This is a genomic window from Clostridium neonatale (assembly GCF_001458595.1).
Lineage (GTDB): Bacteria > Bacillota > Clostridia > Clostridiales > Clostridiaceae > Clostridium > Clostridium neonatale.
Window position 1 is genome coordinate 638400 of the sequence record NZ_LN890327.1, and the last position, 16430, is coordinate 654829.

Genomic DNA, 16430 nt, shown 5'->3' on the forward strand with positions numbered 1-16430 from the left:
AGTATAATGAAATGGAATAAGATATTATCGTATATTGGTTATTTTATGAAATGGCTGAATTTATTAATAATTCTTTTTATCTCTATAACTATGGCGTATAGTACTTATTTAATAAGTAATTCTAGTGGATCAAGAGAATTTTTAGAGCAAATACCTACTTTGCCAATGAAGCCTAATCTTACTGTTATAATTTCAATAATCACATATATAGTACTTTTAATCATTATGCAATTAAAAGAAAAACAGGAAAGAAAACGTCTAGGTGTAATAATCTTGTTTTCTACTATGGAGTTAGCCTTATGTTCAGTAGTATTATATGCGTTAAATATGAGCTATAACGGCATAATTCTAGTGGTAATTGCAGATATAATTTATCATGTAAAAGATAGAAATAATAAATTAATATTTTTAAGTATTATGATTATTATATATATTTTATGTGATTATGATTTTGTGTCACTAAAATTTAGTATGGTTTCATTTTCAAAGTACTTAGTTTATTATAACACTAGAATTCAAAATTATATTTTAGGATTAAAAAGTATGCTTACATCAATAAATATAATGAGTTTTATATTGTATGTAATTATTCTTATGAGAATACAAAGTGATGAAAATGAAAGGATAAAAGTCCTTAATGATAAATTAAATAAAGCTAATAGTGAGCTTAAGATAATGAATATAAAACTTAAAGATTATGCAAGTAAAACTGAAAAAATGACAGAAACAAGAGAGAGAAATAGGCTTGCAAGAGAAATTCATGATACTATTGGACATTCTCTCACAGGCATAATTGCAGGTATAGATGCATGTAGTACAATTATAGATTATTCGCCAGAAGGTGTTAAAAAACAGCTTGATGTTATAAGAAAAGTAGCCAAGCAAGGGATTAATGATGTAAGAAGGTCGGTAAAAGCTCTTAGACCAGATGTGCTAGAAAATCTATCATTTGAAGAAGCAATAGAAAAGATGATATTTGAAATAGGAGATGCTTCTAAATGCAATATAATATTAGAAAATCAAATGGATGACCTTAAATTTGATTCAGATGAAGAAGATGCTATATATAGAGTAATACAAGAAAGTATAACAAATGCAATAAGGCATGGACATGCTACAAAGGTTTATGTAACTATATATAAAAGAGAAAATGACTTAGTTTTAATAGTAACGGATAATGGAATAGGATGTGAAAAAATAGAAAGTGGATTTGGCTTACAGCATATGAAGGAAAGGGTAGAATTATTAAATGGGAGTATAGAATTTAGTAGTAAAAACGGTTTTACTATAATAGCTAATATACCAATTAGACGAGGTGATATATATGGTCAAAGTATTGATTGCTGATGATCAGGAATTAATAAGAGAGAGCTTAAAAATTGTATTAAGTTCAGATGAAAAAATAGAGGTTATTGATATTGTTTCCAATGGCTTAGATGTTATTAAGAGTGTAAGAAGAAATAATCCGGATGTTATATTAATGGATATCCGTATGCCAGAAATGGATGGAGTTCAGTGTACAAAAGTAATAAAAGAAATGTATCATGATATAAAAATAATAGTATTAACAACTTTTGATGATGATGAATATATATATGATGCAATTAAGTATGGAGCTAGTGGATACTTATTAAAAGGGGTTTCTATGAAGGAATTAATAGAAGGTATACATACAGTAGCTAGAGGTGGTGCAATGATAAATCCAGATATTGCTACAAAGGTAGTTAAGTTATTCTCACAACTTGCAAAGGGAAATTTAGGAATAAAGGTGAATAAAAAGAACATCGAAACAATTGGAAAGACAGAATGGAAGGTTATACAGCAGGTTGGAAGAGGATTATCAAACAAAGAAATAGCAAAAGTATTATTTTTATCAGAAGGAACTGTAAGAAACTATTTGAGTCAGGTGTTAAATAAATTAGACTTAAGAGATAGAACTCAATTGGCTATTTGGGCAGTAGAAACAGGCGTAACCACTAGAGATTTCGGTGATAAATATGAAAGATAGAAGATTTATATTTAGATTACTAGTTTGTATATTCTTGGTAATAATATTTTTTATAGTATTAAAAGCATCACAAAAGAAAACAATTATAACTTTTGGAATGTTTGCAGGGAGTAATTGGGATGTTCCTTATAGTAATTCATATGAAATAATAGATAATGCTATAAAAAGATTTGAAGAAAAAAATCCAGGAGTAGAAGTGAAATATGTAAATGGAATAATGAAGGAAGATTATTCAGAGTGGTTATCAAGTGAACTTCTAAAAGGAACTGCACCAGATGTATTTATGATTTTGCCAGAAGATTTTAATACATTATCTAATGTTGGTGCAATGGAGAATCTTAATAAATTAATTCAAAAGGATAAGGAGTTTGATAAAAATAAATATTATAATACTTCTTATAAGTTTGGACAATATGAAGAAAATCAATTTGCATTACCTTATGAAAGTGTACCAACTATGATGTTTGTTAACAAAACTCTGCTAGAAAATGAAGGGATACAGATGCCAAGTAATAATTGGACATTTGATGAATTTTATAAGATATGCAAAGAAGTTACTAAGGATACTGATAATGATGGGATAATAGATCAATTTGGATATTATGATTATACTTGGGAGGATGCTATATATTCGAATGGAGTGACTTTATTCAATGAAGATGGAACAAAATCATATTTTGGAGATAAAAAAGTTGAAGAAGCAGTTAGCTTTATACAGAAATTAGATAAGCTTAATAATGGCTATAGAGTAACATCAAAAGATTTTGATGATGGAAAAGTAGCCTTTCATCCTTTATTATTTTCAGAATATACTACATATAAGACTTACCCATGGAAGATAAAAAAATATTCTGGATTTGAATGGGATTGTATTAAGCTGCCAGCAGGTGAAAATGGAGAAAATATATCAGAAGTTACTACACTGCTTATGGGTATTAATTCTAAGACAAAGAAAGAACAGCTGGCATGGGAATTTTTAAAGACATTAACTTATGATGAAGACGTACAAAAAGAAATATTCAAGTATTCTCAAGGAGTATCAGTATTAAAAAATGTTACAAATTCAGAAGAAGTCATAGAGGAGCTTAGTAAAAGTACACCTAATGGAAGTTATATTGATATGACATTGTTAAATGAAATAATGGAAAGTGGAATTGTTTCACCAAGGTTTAGAAAATATAATTCTGTAATGGATATGGCAGATAATATGATAAATCAAGCTATAAATGATGAGGACGATAATTTAAGTTATCTTTTATCAAAGCTTCAGCGTGAAGTAAATAATATTTTAAGAAACTAAAGTTTGTATGAGAAAATCCAATGAAGTTAATTATAAAATATAACTTCATTGGATTTTTTTATAAAAATATATATCTAAAGAATCTGATGAGCTTTTTTGTAAATACAAAGATATAGTTTATGAAGAAGACTGTGTTATAGGAATTTAATAAAGATACATTATGATTAAAGAATCGTATTTAAATCAATATATCACTTATAAATACTTAAAATATCAAAATTATACTTATAAATACTTATATATATTGAAAAAATACTTAAAAACGCTTAATATATTAATATAAATATAAGCACTTTTAAGGAGTGATAATAATGTATCAAGAAGAACGTATATACAAAATTTTAAAACTATTAAGAGAAAAGAAGAGTTTATCTAATCAAGAAATTATGGAGAAATTTAATATATCTAGGGATACTGCAAGAAGGGATATATTAAAACTTGTTGATGAGGGGGTGGCAGTGCGTACACATGGTGGAATTACAATACCTGAATTGTTTTCTGAAATAGGATACTATAAGGAAAGAATCAATATGAATTCATCAGTAAAAATAGAGTTAGCTAAAAAAGCTTCAAATCACTTAAAAAACAAACAGGTTTGTTTTCTTGATGTATCTACAACCTTAAATGAGATATGTGATTATGTTAAAAATGGTATTTATGTGGTTACTCATTCAATAGACAATATGGAACGACTTTATAAAAAAGAGTGTGATGTTAATATACTCGGAGGAAAACTTAATAAGAATAACAGATTTCTTTATGGTGCAGCTACAATATTACAAATAGAAAATATTCATTTTGATATTGCGTTTTTAGGTGCTGCAGCAATTCAAAAAGATGGAATATATGTTGAAGATCAAGAAGATTCTTATATTAAAAAGAAGGTTTCAGAAAGATCAGATTTAGTATGCGTAGTAGCTGATGATAGTAAATTTTTAAAGACTAGCAAGTTTAAAGGAGCAAGACTAAGTGATATAGATATACTAATTACAAATAAAATGCCACCTAAAGAAATTGTAGAAAGTTTAAAAGAAGCTAATGTGGAGATTGAGATATTGGAGGAGGATATATAATGGATAAATGTAAGATAGTATTTAGTGATATTGATGGAACACTTTTAACTAGCGAGAATAAGATAGGCGAAAATACTAATAAGAAAATTAAAGAACTTGAATATTTAGGTATACCATTTGTTTTGGTTTCAGCAAGAATGCCAGAAGGTATTTATCTAGTTCAAAAAGCTTTAAATATAAAATCACCAATCGTATGTTATAGTGGTGGTCTAATAATAGATGAAGAAAACAAAATAATTGATAGTAGGGGAATTAAAGTAAGTAAAGCCATTGAAGTTAAAAAATATGTAAAAGATAACTGGAAAGATATTTGCTGCAGTGTCTATTCATATAATAATTGGATTGCTGATGATATAAAAAATAAGTGGATCATTCAAGAAAGTGAGATAACTAAAGCAATTCCAATAATAGGAGAACTTACAGATGTATTAGAAAATAATCAAGAAATTCATAAGATACTATGTATAGGAGATGCTGATATTATTAATGAGGCTGTAAATAAATTAAAAGAAAAATATCCAGAGCTTTCAATTTACAAGTCCAAGGATACTTATCTAGAAATAATGGAGGGACAGGCTAATAAAGCTGATGCTGTTAAAATATTATGTGATTCTATGAATATAAATATTAAACATTCTATTTCATTTGGAGATAACTATAACGATATAGATATGCTTAAAACTACTGGAAAAAGCTATGCCATGGGAAATGCTCCAGAAGAAGTAAAGATGCAAGCTGACTATGTGACATTAGATAATAACAATGAGGGTATATTTGAAGTATTAAAAAAATATAGTTTTAAATAGTATATAAAAATAGCCATCTTATAATTTTAAGAAGGCTATTTTTATACTCTAAATTATTATATAAAGATAAATCTATAACTACATTATGTAAGAAATATAATATTTTAAATACGAAGATAGTATATTCTTTGATGAATAATAGGGAAGAAAAGTTTTTCATATTACATTTATCATTATGATCATGACAAATGTAATATGAAAACGATGACTATAGACACATGTAATCGTTCTAATAAATTGTTACACTTTAATCAAACAAATAAATGTTTAATTTATATTTAAGGGGAGGGATGAAATATGAAGTATGTGTTATTAGTAAGTCATGGAACTTTTGCAAATGGACTGCATAGCGTGTTAGAGATGATGGCTGGAAGTGATAGAAATGATATTTTAAGCACTAATTTAATTAATGGTATGACTGTAGAGAGATTCGAAGGTGAAGTTGAGAAACTAGTTCAAGAAATTACTCAAGAGGACCAAATAATATTACTTGCAGATCTTATAGGTGGATCACCACTAACAACAACTTTAAATGTTTTAAGTAAAAAAGATATGTTAAAAAACACAATGGTCTTTGGTGGAATGAATTTATCATTAGCGCTTAATGCAGTATTAATGAAAGATGTTCTAAAACAAGATGAATTTAAACAAGTACTAATCGAAGAGTCAAAAGAATCTATAAAAGAATTTGAATTAGATTCAGATGGAAATGATGATGATATTTAAGGGGGAATAAATTATGTCAATTTCATTTATTAGAGTAGATGATAGAATGATTCATGGTCAAACATGCACACGCTGGGCATTAGAATATCCTTGTGATGGACTAATAGCTGTAAATGATAAAGCTGCACATACACCTGTATTAAAAGCAGCATACAAAAGTGCGAGTGGGAAAAAGACTTTTGTATGGACGCATGAAGAATGGAAAGAAAAATCCCAAAAGGTAATGGAAAGTAAAAGCCGTTATTTTTTAATAACAAAAGATCCAATTTCTATGGCTCAAATTTTAGTAGATGATAAATTTGAACCAGGAATTAAAGAAGTTATTATAGGTCCATGTAATGATAGACCAGGTTCAATAAAACTTGGTAATAATCAATCAATTACACAAGAAGAAGCAGAAGCTTTAGAAAAGATTATGAATGCTGGTTATAATGTTGAATTTGCATTATTAAAAGAAGAAGCAATTGGAAATTGGAAAAAATTTAGAGGTCAATTTGGATTTAAATAATAAAGGGGGATGGTGTAAATGACAATTACTTGGATTCAGGCAATATTATTTGGATTACTTGCATGTCTAGCAAGTATGCCAGGTATGGGAGGTACAGCAATAGGAAACTATACTTTAGGAAGACCATTAGTTGCAGGATTAATAGTTGGATTAATAGTTGGTGATGTTTCAACAGGTATTATGGTTGGTGCAGCTATTCAGGTTATATATATAGCATTAGTAACACCAGGTGGAACAGTATCAGCTGATGTTCGTGCAATAAGTTATATAGGAATTCCATTATCAATAGCAGCAATAAAAGGACTTGGAATTGATCCTTCAACAGTTGAAGCTGCTCAAATGGCAGCAGCTTTAGGAGCAGCAGTTGGAACACTTGGAACAGTACTTTTTTATGGAACTGCTACTATGAACTTAGTATGGCAGCATATAGGCTGGAAAGCAGTTGAAAAAGGTGATTTCAAGAAACTTTATGCTGTAGATATGATATTACCTTGGGTTTCACACATACTTTTTAGCTTTATCCCAACATTAATTATCACTAAGATGGGTGCTAATATGGTTGATATAATAAAAACAACATTGCCTATGGATGGACTAGCTATGAAAACTTTATTTACTGTAGGAAGTTTGCTTCCAGCAGTTGGTATAGCAATATTATTAAAGCAAGTTGTAAATAAAGCAACAGATATGCTTACATTTTTATTTGGATTCATTTTAGCAGCATTTATGGGAGTAAATTTAATTGGATCTGCAATAGTAGGAGGTTTCTTTGCTGTAATTAATTATAAAATTAAGATGATTCAAATTGCAAAGCCAGTAGCCTCCGGTGGAGGAAATGCAGTATATGATGATGAGGAGGAGATATAAAATGGCTGAAAGTAATAAAAAAATATCTAAACAGGCATTAAAGAAATCTTTTAGAAATTGGTATTATGGACATTTAACTTGTTTCTCTCAAGAGCATATGCAGACATTCGGATATTTATGTTCAATGCTTCCAATAATTGAGGACTTATATGATACAAAGGAAGAACAAAAAGAAGCACTTGAAACATATACAGCATTTTTTAATACTGAGCCGCAATTAGGTACAGTTGTAGTTGGTATTACAGCAGGTCTTGAAGAGGCGAGAGCTAATGGTGATGATAATATAGATGGAGAAATGATTAATGGTATTAGAGCAGGACTTATGGGACCAGTAGCAGGAATAGGAGATTCTCTTGTTGTAGGTACATTAATTCCAATATTATTAGGTATAGCTTTAGGTCTATCAACAAATGGATCACCATTAGGTGCAATATTTTATATTGTTGTATGGAATTTAGTTATTACTTTAGGGATGAGATTTCTTTATTACAAAGGATATGAATTAGGTGGAAAAGCAGTTGAGATTATAGTTGGTGAAAAAGCAAATGCTATACGTGAATCAGTTATTATGCTTGGAACAATAGTTATAGGAGCAGTTGCTGCATCATGGATAAGTGTAACAACCTCATTTAAAATGTTTAATTCTGAAGGCGGGATAATTATTGATCTTCAAAATGTATGTGATGGTATTTTCCCTAAATTATTGCCACTATTAACAGTAATATTTTGCTGGTTCTTAATGAGCAAAAAGAAAATGTCACCTACAAAAGTTATGCTTATTCTTGTAGTAATAGCATTTATAGGAGTACTTGTAGGATTCTTTAACCCTGGATTACAATACTAATTTAGAGATATATCCAGAGCTGGAGGCTATAATATGTTAAATGAAAAGAAGAAATTGTTAATAGATGAAGCTGATAAGCAAGTTAAGGTATTGAAAAATTTAAAAAAGTGGCTTAGAAACTTTATGGGATTTTCAACTATAGGTTTAGTTATAGCTTGTTGGGGAATTCAAGGAACTACATTACAATTTGCTTTTGGAGTTATAGGAATAATTATTATGATTGTGTGTACAATTTCATCAATAATTATTAATATGGGAATAAAAAATGGCGAAAAGAATGTAAAAAAAATTTTAAAAATAGTAGGACAACTATAAATATAATATGAATTTTATTTATGAGACTATGTTTTAGTAAATAGACTAAAACATAGTCTATTTTTATTCTTTAGGAAATTATATTATCTTTTAATATGTGGATAACTTAATTTGTAATTTAGAAGAAGATAAAAGAAAAGTTTCCTAAAGAATAAAATATATGCGCCTGGACTTTTCTTCGGCAAGTTCAGAAAATCCAGAATGCGCTAAAAAAATCGACGGCTCATAATAACTTTAATTAAAGTTATTGACTGTTAATGTATTTATTTCTTTGAGAGGAAAAAGTTAGGAAGTCGCCTTGGCGATTTTTTTATATTAAAAACCTTTCTAGCGAATCTTTATAAAAATAATGATTTAATTATATATACTGCTCAATTTTGACAAAATAATTATATTTAAGGGTAAAATTATTTAAATGTTTTTATATTAAATAAAACTAAATTAAATTAAAATTTTTAAATATGATAGAAATCTACAAAAAATATTGGCAGGCATTACTTGAAAAGTTTAAAATAAACACGTATTTTAACTTGTAAAATAAAATTAATGTTCGTAATATTATTTTAAAGAGGAGATTTAACAAATGAAGAAGAAATGGATTTATTTTCTGTTTATACCATGTTTAATATTGATTTTATACTTCATGATAACGCCACTTCTTGGAACAATAATTCCAACTTTTAATGATGATAGCGGTTTTTCATTGAAATTATATACAGATTTCTTTAAAGATGAATATATGATGAATATATTTTATAGAACTTTAAAAATATCATTAGTATCTTCAATCATATGTATGATTATAGGAGTACCAGTTTCATATTACATATCAAGAACATCTCAAAAGTTTAGAGGTTTATTTATAGCTTTAACTGTTTTCCCAATATTAACAAACTCAGTTGTTAGATCATTTGCATGGATGAGTATACTTGGAAAAAATGGAGTTATAAATAACATATTATTAAAGCTAAATTTAATTAATGAACCATTATCTTTGTTATATACTGAAGGCGCAATAATAATTGGTACAGTATATATATTCTTACCACTAATGATTATTTCACTAATAGGTGTTATGGAAAATATAGAAAAAGATTTATTAGAAGCAGCTGAAAGTTTAGGTGCAAATAAAGTTACAGCTTTCTTTAAAGTAGTATTTCCATTAAGTTTACCAGGATTAATTGTTGGAACAGTTTTAGTATTTACAGGTTCTTTAACTGCATATACTACGCCACAATTATTAGGAGGAAATAAAAATACTGTTTTAGCAACTCTTATATATCAAAAGACAATGACTCTTGGTGACTGGCAAGGAGCAGCAGTAGTAGCAACTATAATGATAGTTACAACTCTTATAGTTATTAAAGGAATTAATTTCTTAGCATCAAAAATGGATAAGAGAGGTGTTTCATAATATGAAAAAAGGGAAATTATTAAGTATTTTCGTTGTATTAGTATATATTTTCTTATTTGCTCCACTAGTTATAATAGCTATGACAAGTATAGGAACAGAAAATTACATAGCATTTCCACCTAAAGGTTTTTCAATAAAGTGGTTTTTAAATGTATTTAATTCAGATAGTTTTATGAGCAGTATGGGCATTAGTTTTACTATATCAGGTATATCAACATTAATAGCGCTTATTATAGGTGTTCCTGCAGCTTATGGTTTAAGCAGGGGAAGCTTCAAAGGAAAAAGTGCTTTAAAAAGTTTTTTCTTTTCACCACTTATAGTTCCAGGAATAGTTGTAGGTTTTTCCTTATTCCAATTTCTTATTGTAAAGCTAGGATTACCAATATATCTTAGTTTATTTATAGGTCATACATTAGTAATAGTGCCTTATATTATAAGGGTTGTAGGTTCTAGTTTAGAAGGAGTAGACTACTCTATTGAAGAAGCAGCTGTAAGCCTTGGATGTACTAAGGTTCAGTCATTCTTTAAAGTAGTAATTCCTAATATAACATCAGGAATAATTGCATCATTTATGTTAGCTTTTATTAACTCATTTAATAATGTACCAGTATCAATGTTTTTGACAGGACCTGGAGTTAGCACACTGCCAATAACAATGATGAATTATGTGGAATATAATTATGACCCAACAGTTTCAGCGTTATCAGTATTATTAATGATAATAACTATTGGAGTTATGTTTGTAGCAGAAAAGACTTTAGGTCTAGGTAAATTTGTAGCATAAAAATAAGCTAAAATTACGGAGGATGAAAATGGATTTAATTAAGTTAGAAAATATAGATGTATCATATGATGGCAAAAATAATATACTTGAAAACCTGAATTTAAAAATAAAAAAGGGAGAACTTGTTTCGCTTTTAGGACCAAGTGGATGCGGAAAAACAACAACTTTAAGAGTCGTAGCAGGATTCATAGAGCCAACTGGTGGTAAATTCATGTTAGATAATGAAGACTATACAAAGATGCCTGTACATAAAAGAAACTTTGGATTGGTATTTCAAAGCTATGCATTATTTCCACACTTAACAGTTGAAGAAAATGTTGCATTTGGATTAAAGATGAAGAAGATGAGTAAAGATGAAATAAATAAAAAGGTTTCTGAAATGCTTGAAGTAGTTGATATGAGTCACTTAGCTAAAAGATATCCGAAGGAATTATCAGGAGGACAAAGACAAAGAGTTGCTATAGCAAGGGCCTTAGTTATAGAACCAAGTTTATTACTTTTAGATGAGCCTTTAAGTAATTTAGATGCAAAATTAAGATTAAAAATGAGAGTTGAAATAAGAAAACTTCAACAAAAGCTTGGAATAACAACTTTATTTGTAACTCATGATCAGGAAGAATGTTTTTCAATATCAGATAGAGTCGCAGTACTTAACAAAGGTGTAATAGAGCAATTTGATACACCGGAAAATATATATTCAAATCCAAGTACAGAATTTGTAGCAAGGTTTGTAGGGTTTGAAAATTTCATAAACTTAAGCAGGATTTCAGATAATGTTTATAAAGATGAATCTGGAGTAATATTTAATGTAAATAAAGGCAATACAAAAGAAAAAGTAAAAGGTACAATAAGACCCGATGATATTAAGATAGTTGATTCTAAAAAAGAAAACACTATTGAAGGAACTATATTAATAAGAACATTCCTTGGAAAGTCTTATCAGTATGAAGTTGAAACTTCAATTGGAAATATCATAGTTAATGGTGAAAACACAGCTGTTTATGATAAAGGGGACAAAATAACATTAGAATTACCAAGTAATAAAATAGTATTAGTATAATAAGTCTATATAATGGAGGAATTACAAATGATAAAGAAGAGTTTAGCAGCAATATTATTAGGAACATTAACTTTAACAACATTAGTAGGATGTGGCAACGCATCATCAAATGAATCTGGAAAGAAACTTGTTATATCAACATGGGGATTAAGTGAAGACTTATTAAATGAAAATGTATTTAAGCCTTTTGAAGAAAAGTATGGAGTGGATGTAGTTTTAGAAATAGGAAACAACTCAGAAAGATTAACTAAGCTTCAAAACAATCCAAACTCAAATGTAGATTTAATATACCTTGCAGAATCATTTGCTGAACAAGGAATAGAAGCAGGATTATTTGAAGAAATAGATTACTCAAAGGTTTCTAATGCAGAGCTTTTAAATGAAAAAGCACAAACAACTGTAGAAAGAGGATTTGGTCCTGCTTATACATTAAATAGTATAGGAATTGTTGTTGATCCTTCAGCAGGAGTAGAAATTAATTCATTTGAGGATTTATGGAAACCAGAACTTGCAGGTAAGATTGCAATACCAGATATAACAACAACTAATGGTCCTGCAATTGTTGCCATGGCATCAGAAAAAGCTGGAGTAGATTTAGAAAGTGATAATGGAGCAGCTGCATTTAAAGAGTTAGAAGCGTTAAAGCCAAACGTAGTTAAAACATATAGCAAATCATCAGACCTTGCAAACATGTTCTCAAGTGGTGAAATAGTAGCAGCTGTATCAGCAAATTTTGCTTATGAAACAATTGCTAAAGCAAAACCTGAAGTAAAATATGTAGTACCAGAAAGCGGAACATACTTAAACTTTAATACTATAAATATAAACAAGAATTCAAAAAATAAAGATTTAGCATATGAATTTATAAATTATGCATTAAGTGAAGAAGTTCAAGCAAGGGCAGCTAAAGCTTTAAGTGAATCACCAGTAAATACAAAAGTAGAATTAACTGATGAAGAAGCTAAAAATTTAACTTATGGATCAGTTGTTGATAATGCAAAAGTACTAAACTTTGAATACATTAATTCGCAAATGAGTACTTGGTTAGATACTTGGAATAGAATAATGAACTAATTTAAAGGAAATAATATAGTTTTACTGTCTAAATAATACAAAGATAAATAAAGGGTGTTTGCAGAAAGCGATGCAGGCAGCTTTTATTTAATTTTAAAAACGGTATTATTAGATTAATTAATAATAATTATATAGAATTAAATATAATGGCTTGAATTATAAATGAACAAATAAAGATAACAGCTAGTATAATTATTTAAGAAACTTAGTTGCAATTTTAGTTTTAATTGTGAAGTAGCGCTTTAAAGATATTAGGTGGTATAAATTAAAGAAAGGATTTTATTATATGAAAAATATAAAAGCAGTAGAAAATGTAACAATACTAACTATGAATGAAAATAGAGATATTATAGAAAATGGTGTTGTAGTAATAGGAGATGACAAAATATTAGAAGTAGGAAATAATGAAATAAGAGAAAAATATAAAGAAGCTGAAGTTATAGATGGTGATGAAGGAATACTTATTCCAGGAATGGTTAATTGTCATACTCATGCATCTATGATTCCATTTAGAAGCTTAGCTGATGATTATAAAGATAGATTAAAAAGATATTTATTTCCATTAGAGCAAAAGCTAGTTAATAAAGAATTAGTGTATATAGGTGCAAAATATGCAATATGTGAAATGCTGTTAGGGGGAGTAACAACATTTTGCGATATGTATTACTTTGAAGATGAAGTTGCAAAGGCATCAAAGGAATTAAACATTAGGGGAGTATTATGTGAATCAGTTATAAATTTTCCTGCCCCAGATTCAAAAGAGCCTTTTGGTGGACTAGAGTATTCAAAAGAATTTATAGAAAAATGGATAGATGATTCTTTAATAATACCAGGCATTGCGCCACATGCTCCATATACTAATGATGATGAATCATTAAAAAAAGCTTATGAATTAAGCAAAAAATATAATGTACCATTAACTATGCATGTAGCTGAAATGGATTATGAGTATGATAAGTATGTAAAAGAATATAATTTAACACCAGTTCAATATCTCGATAAATTAGGAATATTAGATGAAAATTTTATAGCAGCCCACAGTGTATTAGTTAATGATGAAGATATAAATATTTTAAAAGAGAGAGGAGTTAAAGTATCTCATAATATTGGCGCAAATGCAAAGGGTGCAAAAGGGGTAGCTCCTATTTTAAAAATGAGAGAAGAAGGGATAAATATAGGACTTGGAAGTGATGGCCCTATGAGTGGAAATACAATAGATATAATTACTCAAATGAATTTAGTTGGAAAGATACATAAATTATTTTCAAATGATAGGTCAGTGCTTCCATCAGTAGAGTTAGTTGAAATGGCAACAATGGGTGGGGCGAAAGTCCTTGGATTAGATAAAAAGATTGGTTCAATAGAAAAAGGGAAAAAAGCTGATTTAGTATTAATAGAAACTCAATCAGTAAATATGCAGCCAATATATGATTACTATGCATCTATAGTATATTCTGCTAATCCAGCAAATGTTGATACTGTGCTAGTGGATGGTAAAATTGTTGTAAGAAATAAGAAATTAGTCAGCGGAGATTTAAATTTTATAAGAAATGAATTAATTGGATTAAAGAAAAAGATATATGATGTTGCTAAGAATTTATAGATGAATAAATTTTATTTTATTAGATTAAAATAATAAATATATAAATTATTCGGAGGAAAGTAGTATGTGTACAGCATTAGCATTAGAAACAAAAGATGGATATAACCTATTTGGCAGGAATATGGATATAGAATATTCATTTAATCAATCGATACATTTAGTACCTAGAAAATTTGCTTATAAAGATAATGTAACAGGTGAAATGAAAAAAACTAAATATGCAATAATAGGCATGGGAACTTTATTTGAAGGGTATCCAGCATTTGCAGATGGATTAAATGAAAAAGGATTAGCTTGTGCAGGATTAAACTTTCCTGGATATGCTTATTATGAGGATAAAGTAATCCCTAATAAAATAAATTTAGCACCATATGATTTAATACTTTGGATATTATCTAATTTTGAAACTGTAGATGAGGTTAGAAAAGAAATTAAAAATGTAAATATAGTTAAAAAGCCATTTAATGAATTTACTCCATTACCAACTCTCCATTGGATGGTATCAGATAAAGATGGAAATTCTATAGTAATAGAAAAAACAAAAGAGAAATTGAGTGTTTACGAAAATAAAGTTGGAGTTTTAACTAATTCTCCAACATTTGACTGGCATATAACTAATTTAAGACAGTATATGGGCATTAGTTCACTTCAGCCAGAAAATACAGTATGGAATAATCAAGAATTAACTCCTTTAGGGCAAGGTTTGGGCTCTATGGGGATACCTGGGGATTTTTCTACGGTATCTAGATTTGTGAGAACAGCATTTTTTAAATCTAGAATTAATACAGTTAGTGATTTAGAACGTGGAATAATTGAGTTTTTTCATATATTGAATAATGTAGCTATGGTAAATGGTGCCGTAAGGACCCAAAAAGGGAAAAATGATATAACTCTTTATACTTCATGCATGTGTCAGCAGAAAGGAATTTATTATTATAATACATATTATAATAATAGAATAAATGCAATAGATATGAATAAAGAATATTTAGATGCGAAAGAAATAAAAATATTCAATTATAGGGATACTCTAGACATCAATTATGAAAATTAGAATATATTGAAAATTGAATTTAAAAATAGTAAATATTTTGTTTGTACTATATAATTGAATAACTTCAGGCCTAATAATATTGGGCTGAAGTTATTTTATTTTAATTAATAAAATTAATTAAGTATTATGTTTAAACGATTCTTTTATAAAGCTATAATTTTTGTATATTTATAGCCATTGGACCACGCTGACCATCTTGTATATCTAAGCTTACATTTTCTCCTTCATGTAAATCTTTTTCAGGTCCTTTTTCTTTAATTTGTGAGTGATGTGCAAAAACATCTTTTCCATCATTGCATGAAATAAATCCATAGCCCTTTTCTTTATTATACCATTTAACAATACCAGTTATATTAGACATATATATTATCTCCTTTAAATATTTTATTTATAAGTAGTACCTGTAGAAGGTTCAGCTTCTCCATAAGGACTTTTTTCATGTGCCTTATTCTTTATATTTTTGCTATATTTTGGTGATGCAGGATCTGAAAAAGTAACATCTACATTAGACTGAATATTTTTATCGCTCATAATTTGTATCCTCCTTGAAAAGTATTACTATATTAGATTATCCATAATAACGAAATTTATTTAAATTTCAAATTATTTTAAAAAATTAACAAGTACTATGAATAGTTTTTTCTAAAAAAATTACTGAGAAAATATTAAGTTAGCAAAATGAGTTCTTTGGAATATAAGAATTTAAGAATTTTAGATCTTAAGAACTTAAGAATTTTAGAAGATATATTCTTAAGAATATAAGAATATGCACCCATAAAAAGAGCGGCTATGCTGCAATACGGATCTTTTCTTATTTTATGAGGGTTAGAAGGAATTCTTTTAGAGGAAATACCTACTCATATACATTCGTAGGTATAAGCGCTTCACACCAAATCGCAGATTTTGGTTCTCTGATTAAGGAAACATATTTATTAGTAGATTAATATGGGATAGAATGTTAAGTTTGTACCTCACCAAGCAGTATATGCCAAGG

The 16430-nt window shown here is 28.4% G+C and carries 18 protein-coding genes; 16 read left to right on the top strand and 2 right to left on the bottom strand.

Annotated features, from left to right (window positions below; all coding sequences use genetic code 11):
* Positions 1 to 6: 6 nt before the first annotated feature.
* From BN2920_RS06200 to bsh, 16 genes are all read left to right on the top strand, one after another.
* Entirely contained in the window at positions 7 to 1347 is a 1341-nt protein-coding gene (locus BN2920_RS06200) for a sensor histidine kinase (protein ID WP_058294143.1), read from the top strand.
* Positions 1325 to 2008 carry a response regulator transcription factor gene (locus BN2920_RS06205; RefSeq protein ID WP_058294144.1) on the top strand — a complete coding sequence of 228 codons (684 nt, stop codon included), beginning with the start codon at positions 1325 to 1327 and terminating at the stop codon, positions 2006 to 2008. The genes BN2920_RS06200 and BN2920_RS06205 overlap by 23 nt, the downstream gene beginning before the upstream one ends.
* Positions 1998 to 3308, top strand: coding sequence for an ABC transporter substrate-binding protein (locus tag BN2920_RS06210; RefSeq protein WP_058294323.1), 1311 nt, complete (start codon positions 1998 to 2000; stop codon positions 3306 to 3308). Before BN2920_RS06205 ends, BN2920_RS06210 begins: the two co-directional genes overlap by 11 nt.
* A 311-nt stretch (positions 3309 to 3619) precedes the next feature.
* Entirely contained in the window at positions 3620 to 4381 is a 762-nt protein-coding gene (locus BN2920_RS06215) for a DeoR/GlpR family DNA-binding transcription regulator (RefSeq protein WP_058294145.1), read from the top strand.
* Positions 4381 to 5187, top strand: a complete 807-nt coding sequence (locus tag BN2920_RS06220; RefSeq protein WP_058294146.1) for a Cof-type HAD-IIB family hydrolase — start codon at positions 4381 to 4383, stop codon at positions 5185 to 5187. The genes BN2920_RS06215 and BN2920_RS06220 overlap by 1 nt, the downstream gene beginning before the upstream one ends.
* A 297-nt stretch (positions 5188 to 5484) precedes the next feature.
* Positions 5485 to 5913: a PTS sugar transporter subunit IIA gene (locus tag BN2920_RS06225; RefSeq protein ID WP_058294147.1), complete on the top strand. Its 429-nt coding sequence runs from the start codon at positions 5485 to 5487 to the stop codon at positions 5911 to 5913.
* A gap of 13 nt (positions 5914 to 5926) precedes the next feature.
* On the top strand, positions 5927 to 6421 hold the full coding sequence (locus BN2920_RS06230; protein WP_058294148.1) for a PTS sugar transporter subunit IIB: 495 nt from the start codon (positions 5927 to 5929) through the stop codon (positions 6419 to 6421).
* Positions 6422 to 6439: 18 nt separating this feature from the next.
* Positions 6440 to 7288 carry a PTS mannose/fructose/sorbose/N-acetylgalactosamine transporter subunit IIC gene (locus BN2920_RS06235; protein ID WP_058294149.1) on the top strand — a complete coding sequence of 283 codons (849 nt, stop codon included), beginning with the start codon at positions 6440 to 6442 and terminating at the stop codon, positions 7286 to 7288.
* Position 7289: 1 nt separating this feature from the next.
* Complete coding sequence (locus BN2920_RS06240; protein WP_058294150.1) at positions 7290 to 8132, top strand: PTS system mannose/fructose/sorbose family transporter subunit IID; 843 nt, start codon at positions 7290 to 7292, stop codon at positions 8130 to 8132.
* A gap of 33 nt (positions 8133 to 8165) precedes the next feature.
* Complete coding sequence (locus tag BN2920_RS06245; protein ID WP_058294151.1) at positions 8166 to 8447, top strand: hypothetical protein; 282 nt, start codon at positions 8166 to 8168, stop codon at positions 8445 to 8447.
* Positions 8448 to 9030: 583 nt separating this feature from the next.
* Positions 9031 to 9861, top strand: a complete 831-nt coding sequence (locus tag BN2920_RS06250) for an ABC transporter permease (RefSeq protein WP_058294152.1) — start codon at positions 9031 to 9033, stop codon at positions 9859 to 9861.
* Between the two features lies 1 nt (position 9862).
* Positions 9863 to 10645 (top strand): ABC transporter permease, encoded by a 783-nt coding sequence (locus tag BN2920_RS06255; RefSeq protein ID WP_058294153.1) that lies wholly within the window; start codon positions 9863 to 9865, stop codon positions 10643 to 10645.
* Between the two features lie 28 nt (positions 10646 to 10673).
* The gene (locus BN2920_RS06260; protein ID WP_058294154.1) at positions 10674 to 11705 is read left to right on the top strand and encodes an ABC transporter ATP-binding protein; all 1032 of its coding nucleotides are present in this window, start codon (positions 10674 to 10676) and stop codon (positions 11703 to 11705) included.
* 27 nt (positions 11706 to 11732) lie between these two features.
* The gene (locus tag BN2920_RS06265; RefSeq protein WP_083498724.1) at positions 11733 to 12779 is read left to right on the top strand and encodes an ABC transporter substrate-binding protein; all 1047 of its coding nucleotides are present in this window, start codon (positions 11733 to 11735) and stop codon (positions 12777 to 12779) included.
* Between the two features lie 286 nt (positions 12780 to 13065).
* Positions 13066 to 14382, top strand: coding sequence for an amidohydrolase (locus tag BN2920_RS06270; RefSeq protein ID WP_058294155.1), 1317 nt, complete (start codon positions 13066 to 13068; stop codon positions 14380 to 14382).
* A gap of 64 nt (positions 14383 to 14446) precedes the next feature.
* Positions 14447 to 15436 (top strand): choloylglycine hydrolase, encoded by a 990-nt coding sequence (bsh, locus tag BN2920_RS06275; RefSeq protein ID WP_058294156.1) that lies wholly within the window; start codon positions 14447 to 14449, stop codon positions 15434 to 15436.
* 151 nt (positions 15437 to 15587) lie between these two features.
* Here bsh and BN2920_RS06280 read toward each other — a convergent pair whose 3' ends face one another.
* Positions 15588 to 15797 (bottom strand): cold-shock protein, encoded by a 210-nt coding sequence (locus BN2920_RS06280; RefSeq protein WP_058294157.1) that lies wholly within the window; start codon positions 15795 to 15797, stop codon positions 15588 to 15590.
* 23 nt (positions 15798 to 15820) lie between these two features.
* A complete protein-coding gene (locus BN2920_RS21660; protein WP_172437841.1) occupies positions 15821 to 15967 on the bottom strand; it encodes a hypothetical protein in 147 nt (48 codons plus the stop codon).
* Positions 15968 to 16430: the final 463 nt, after the last annotated feature.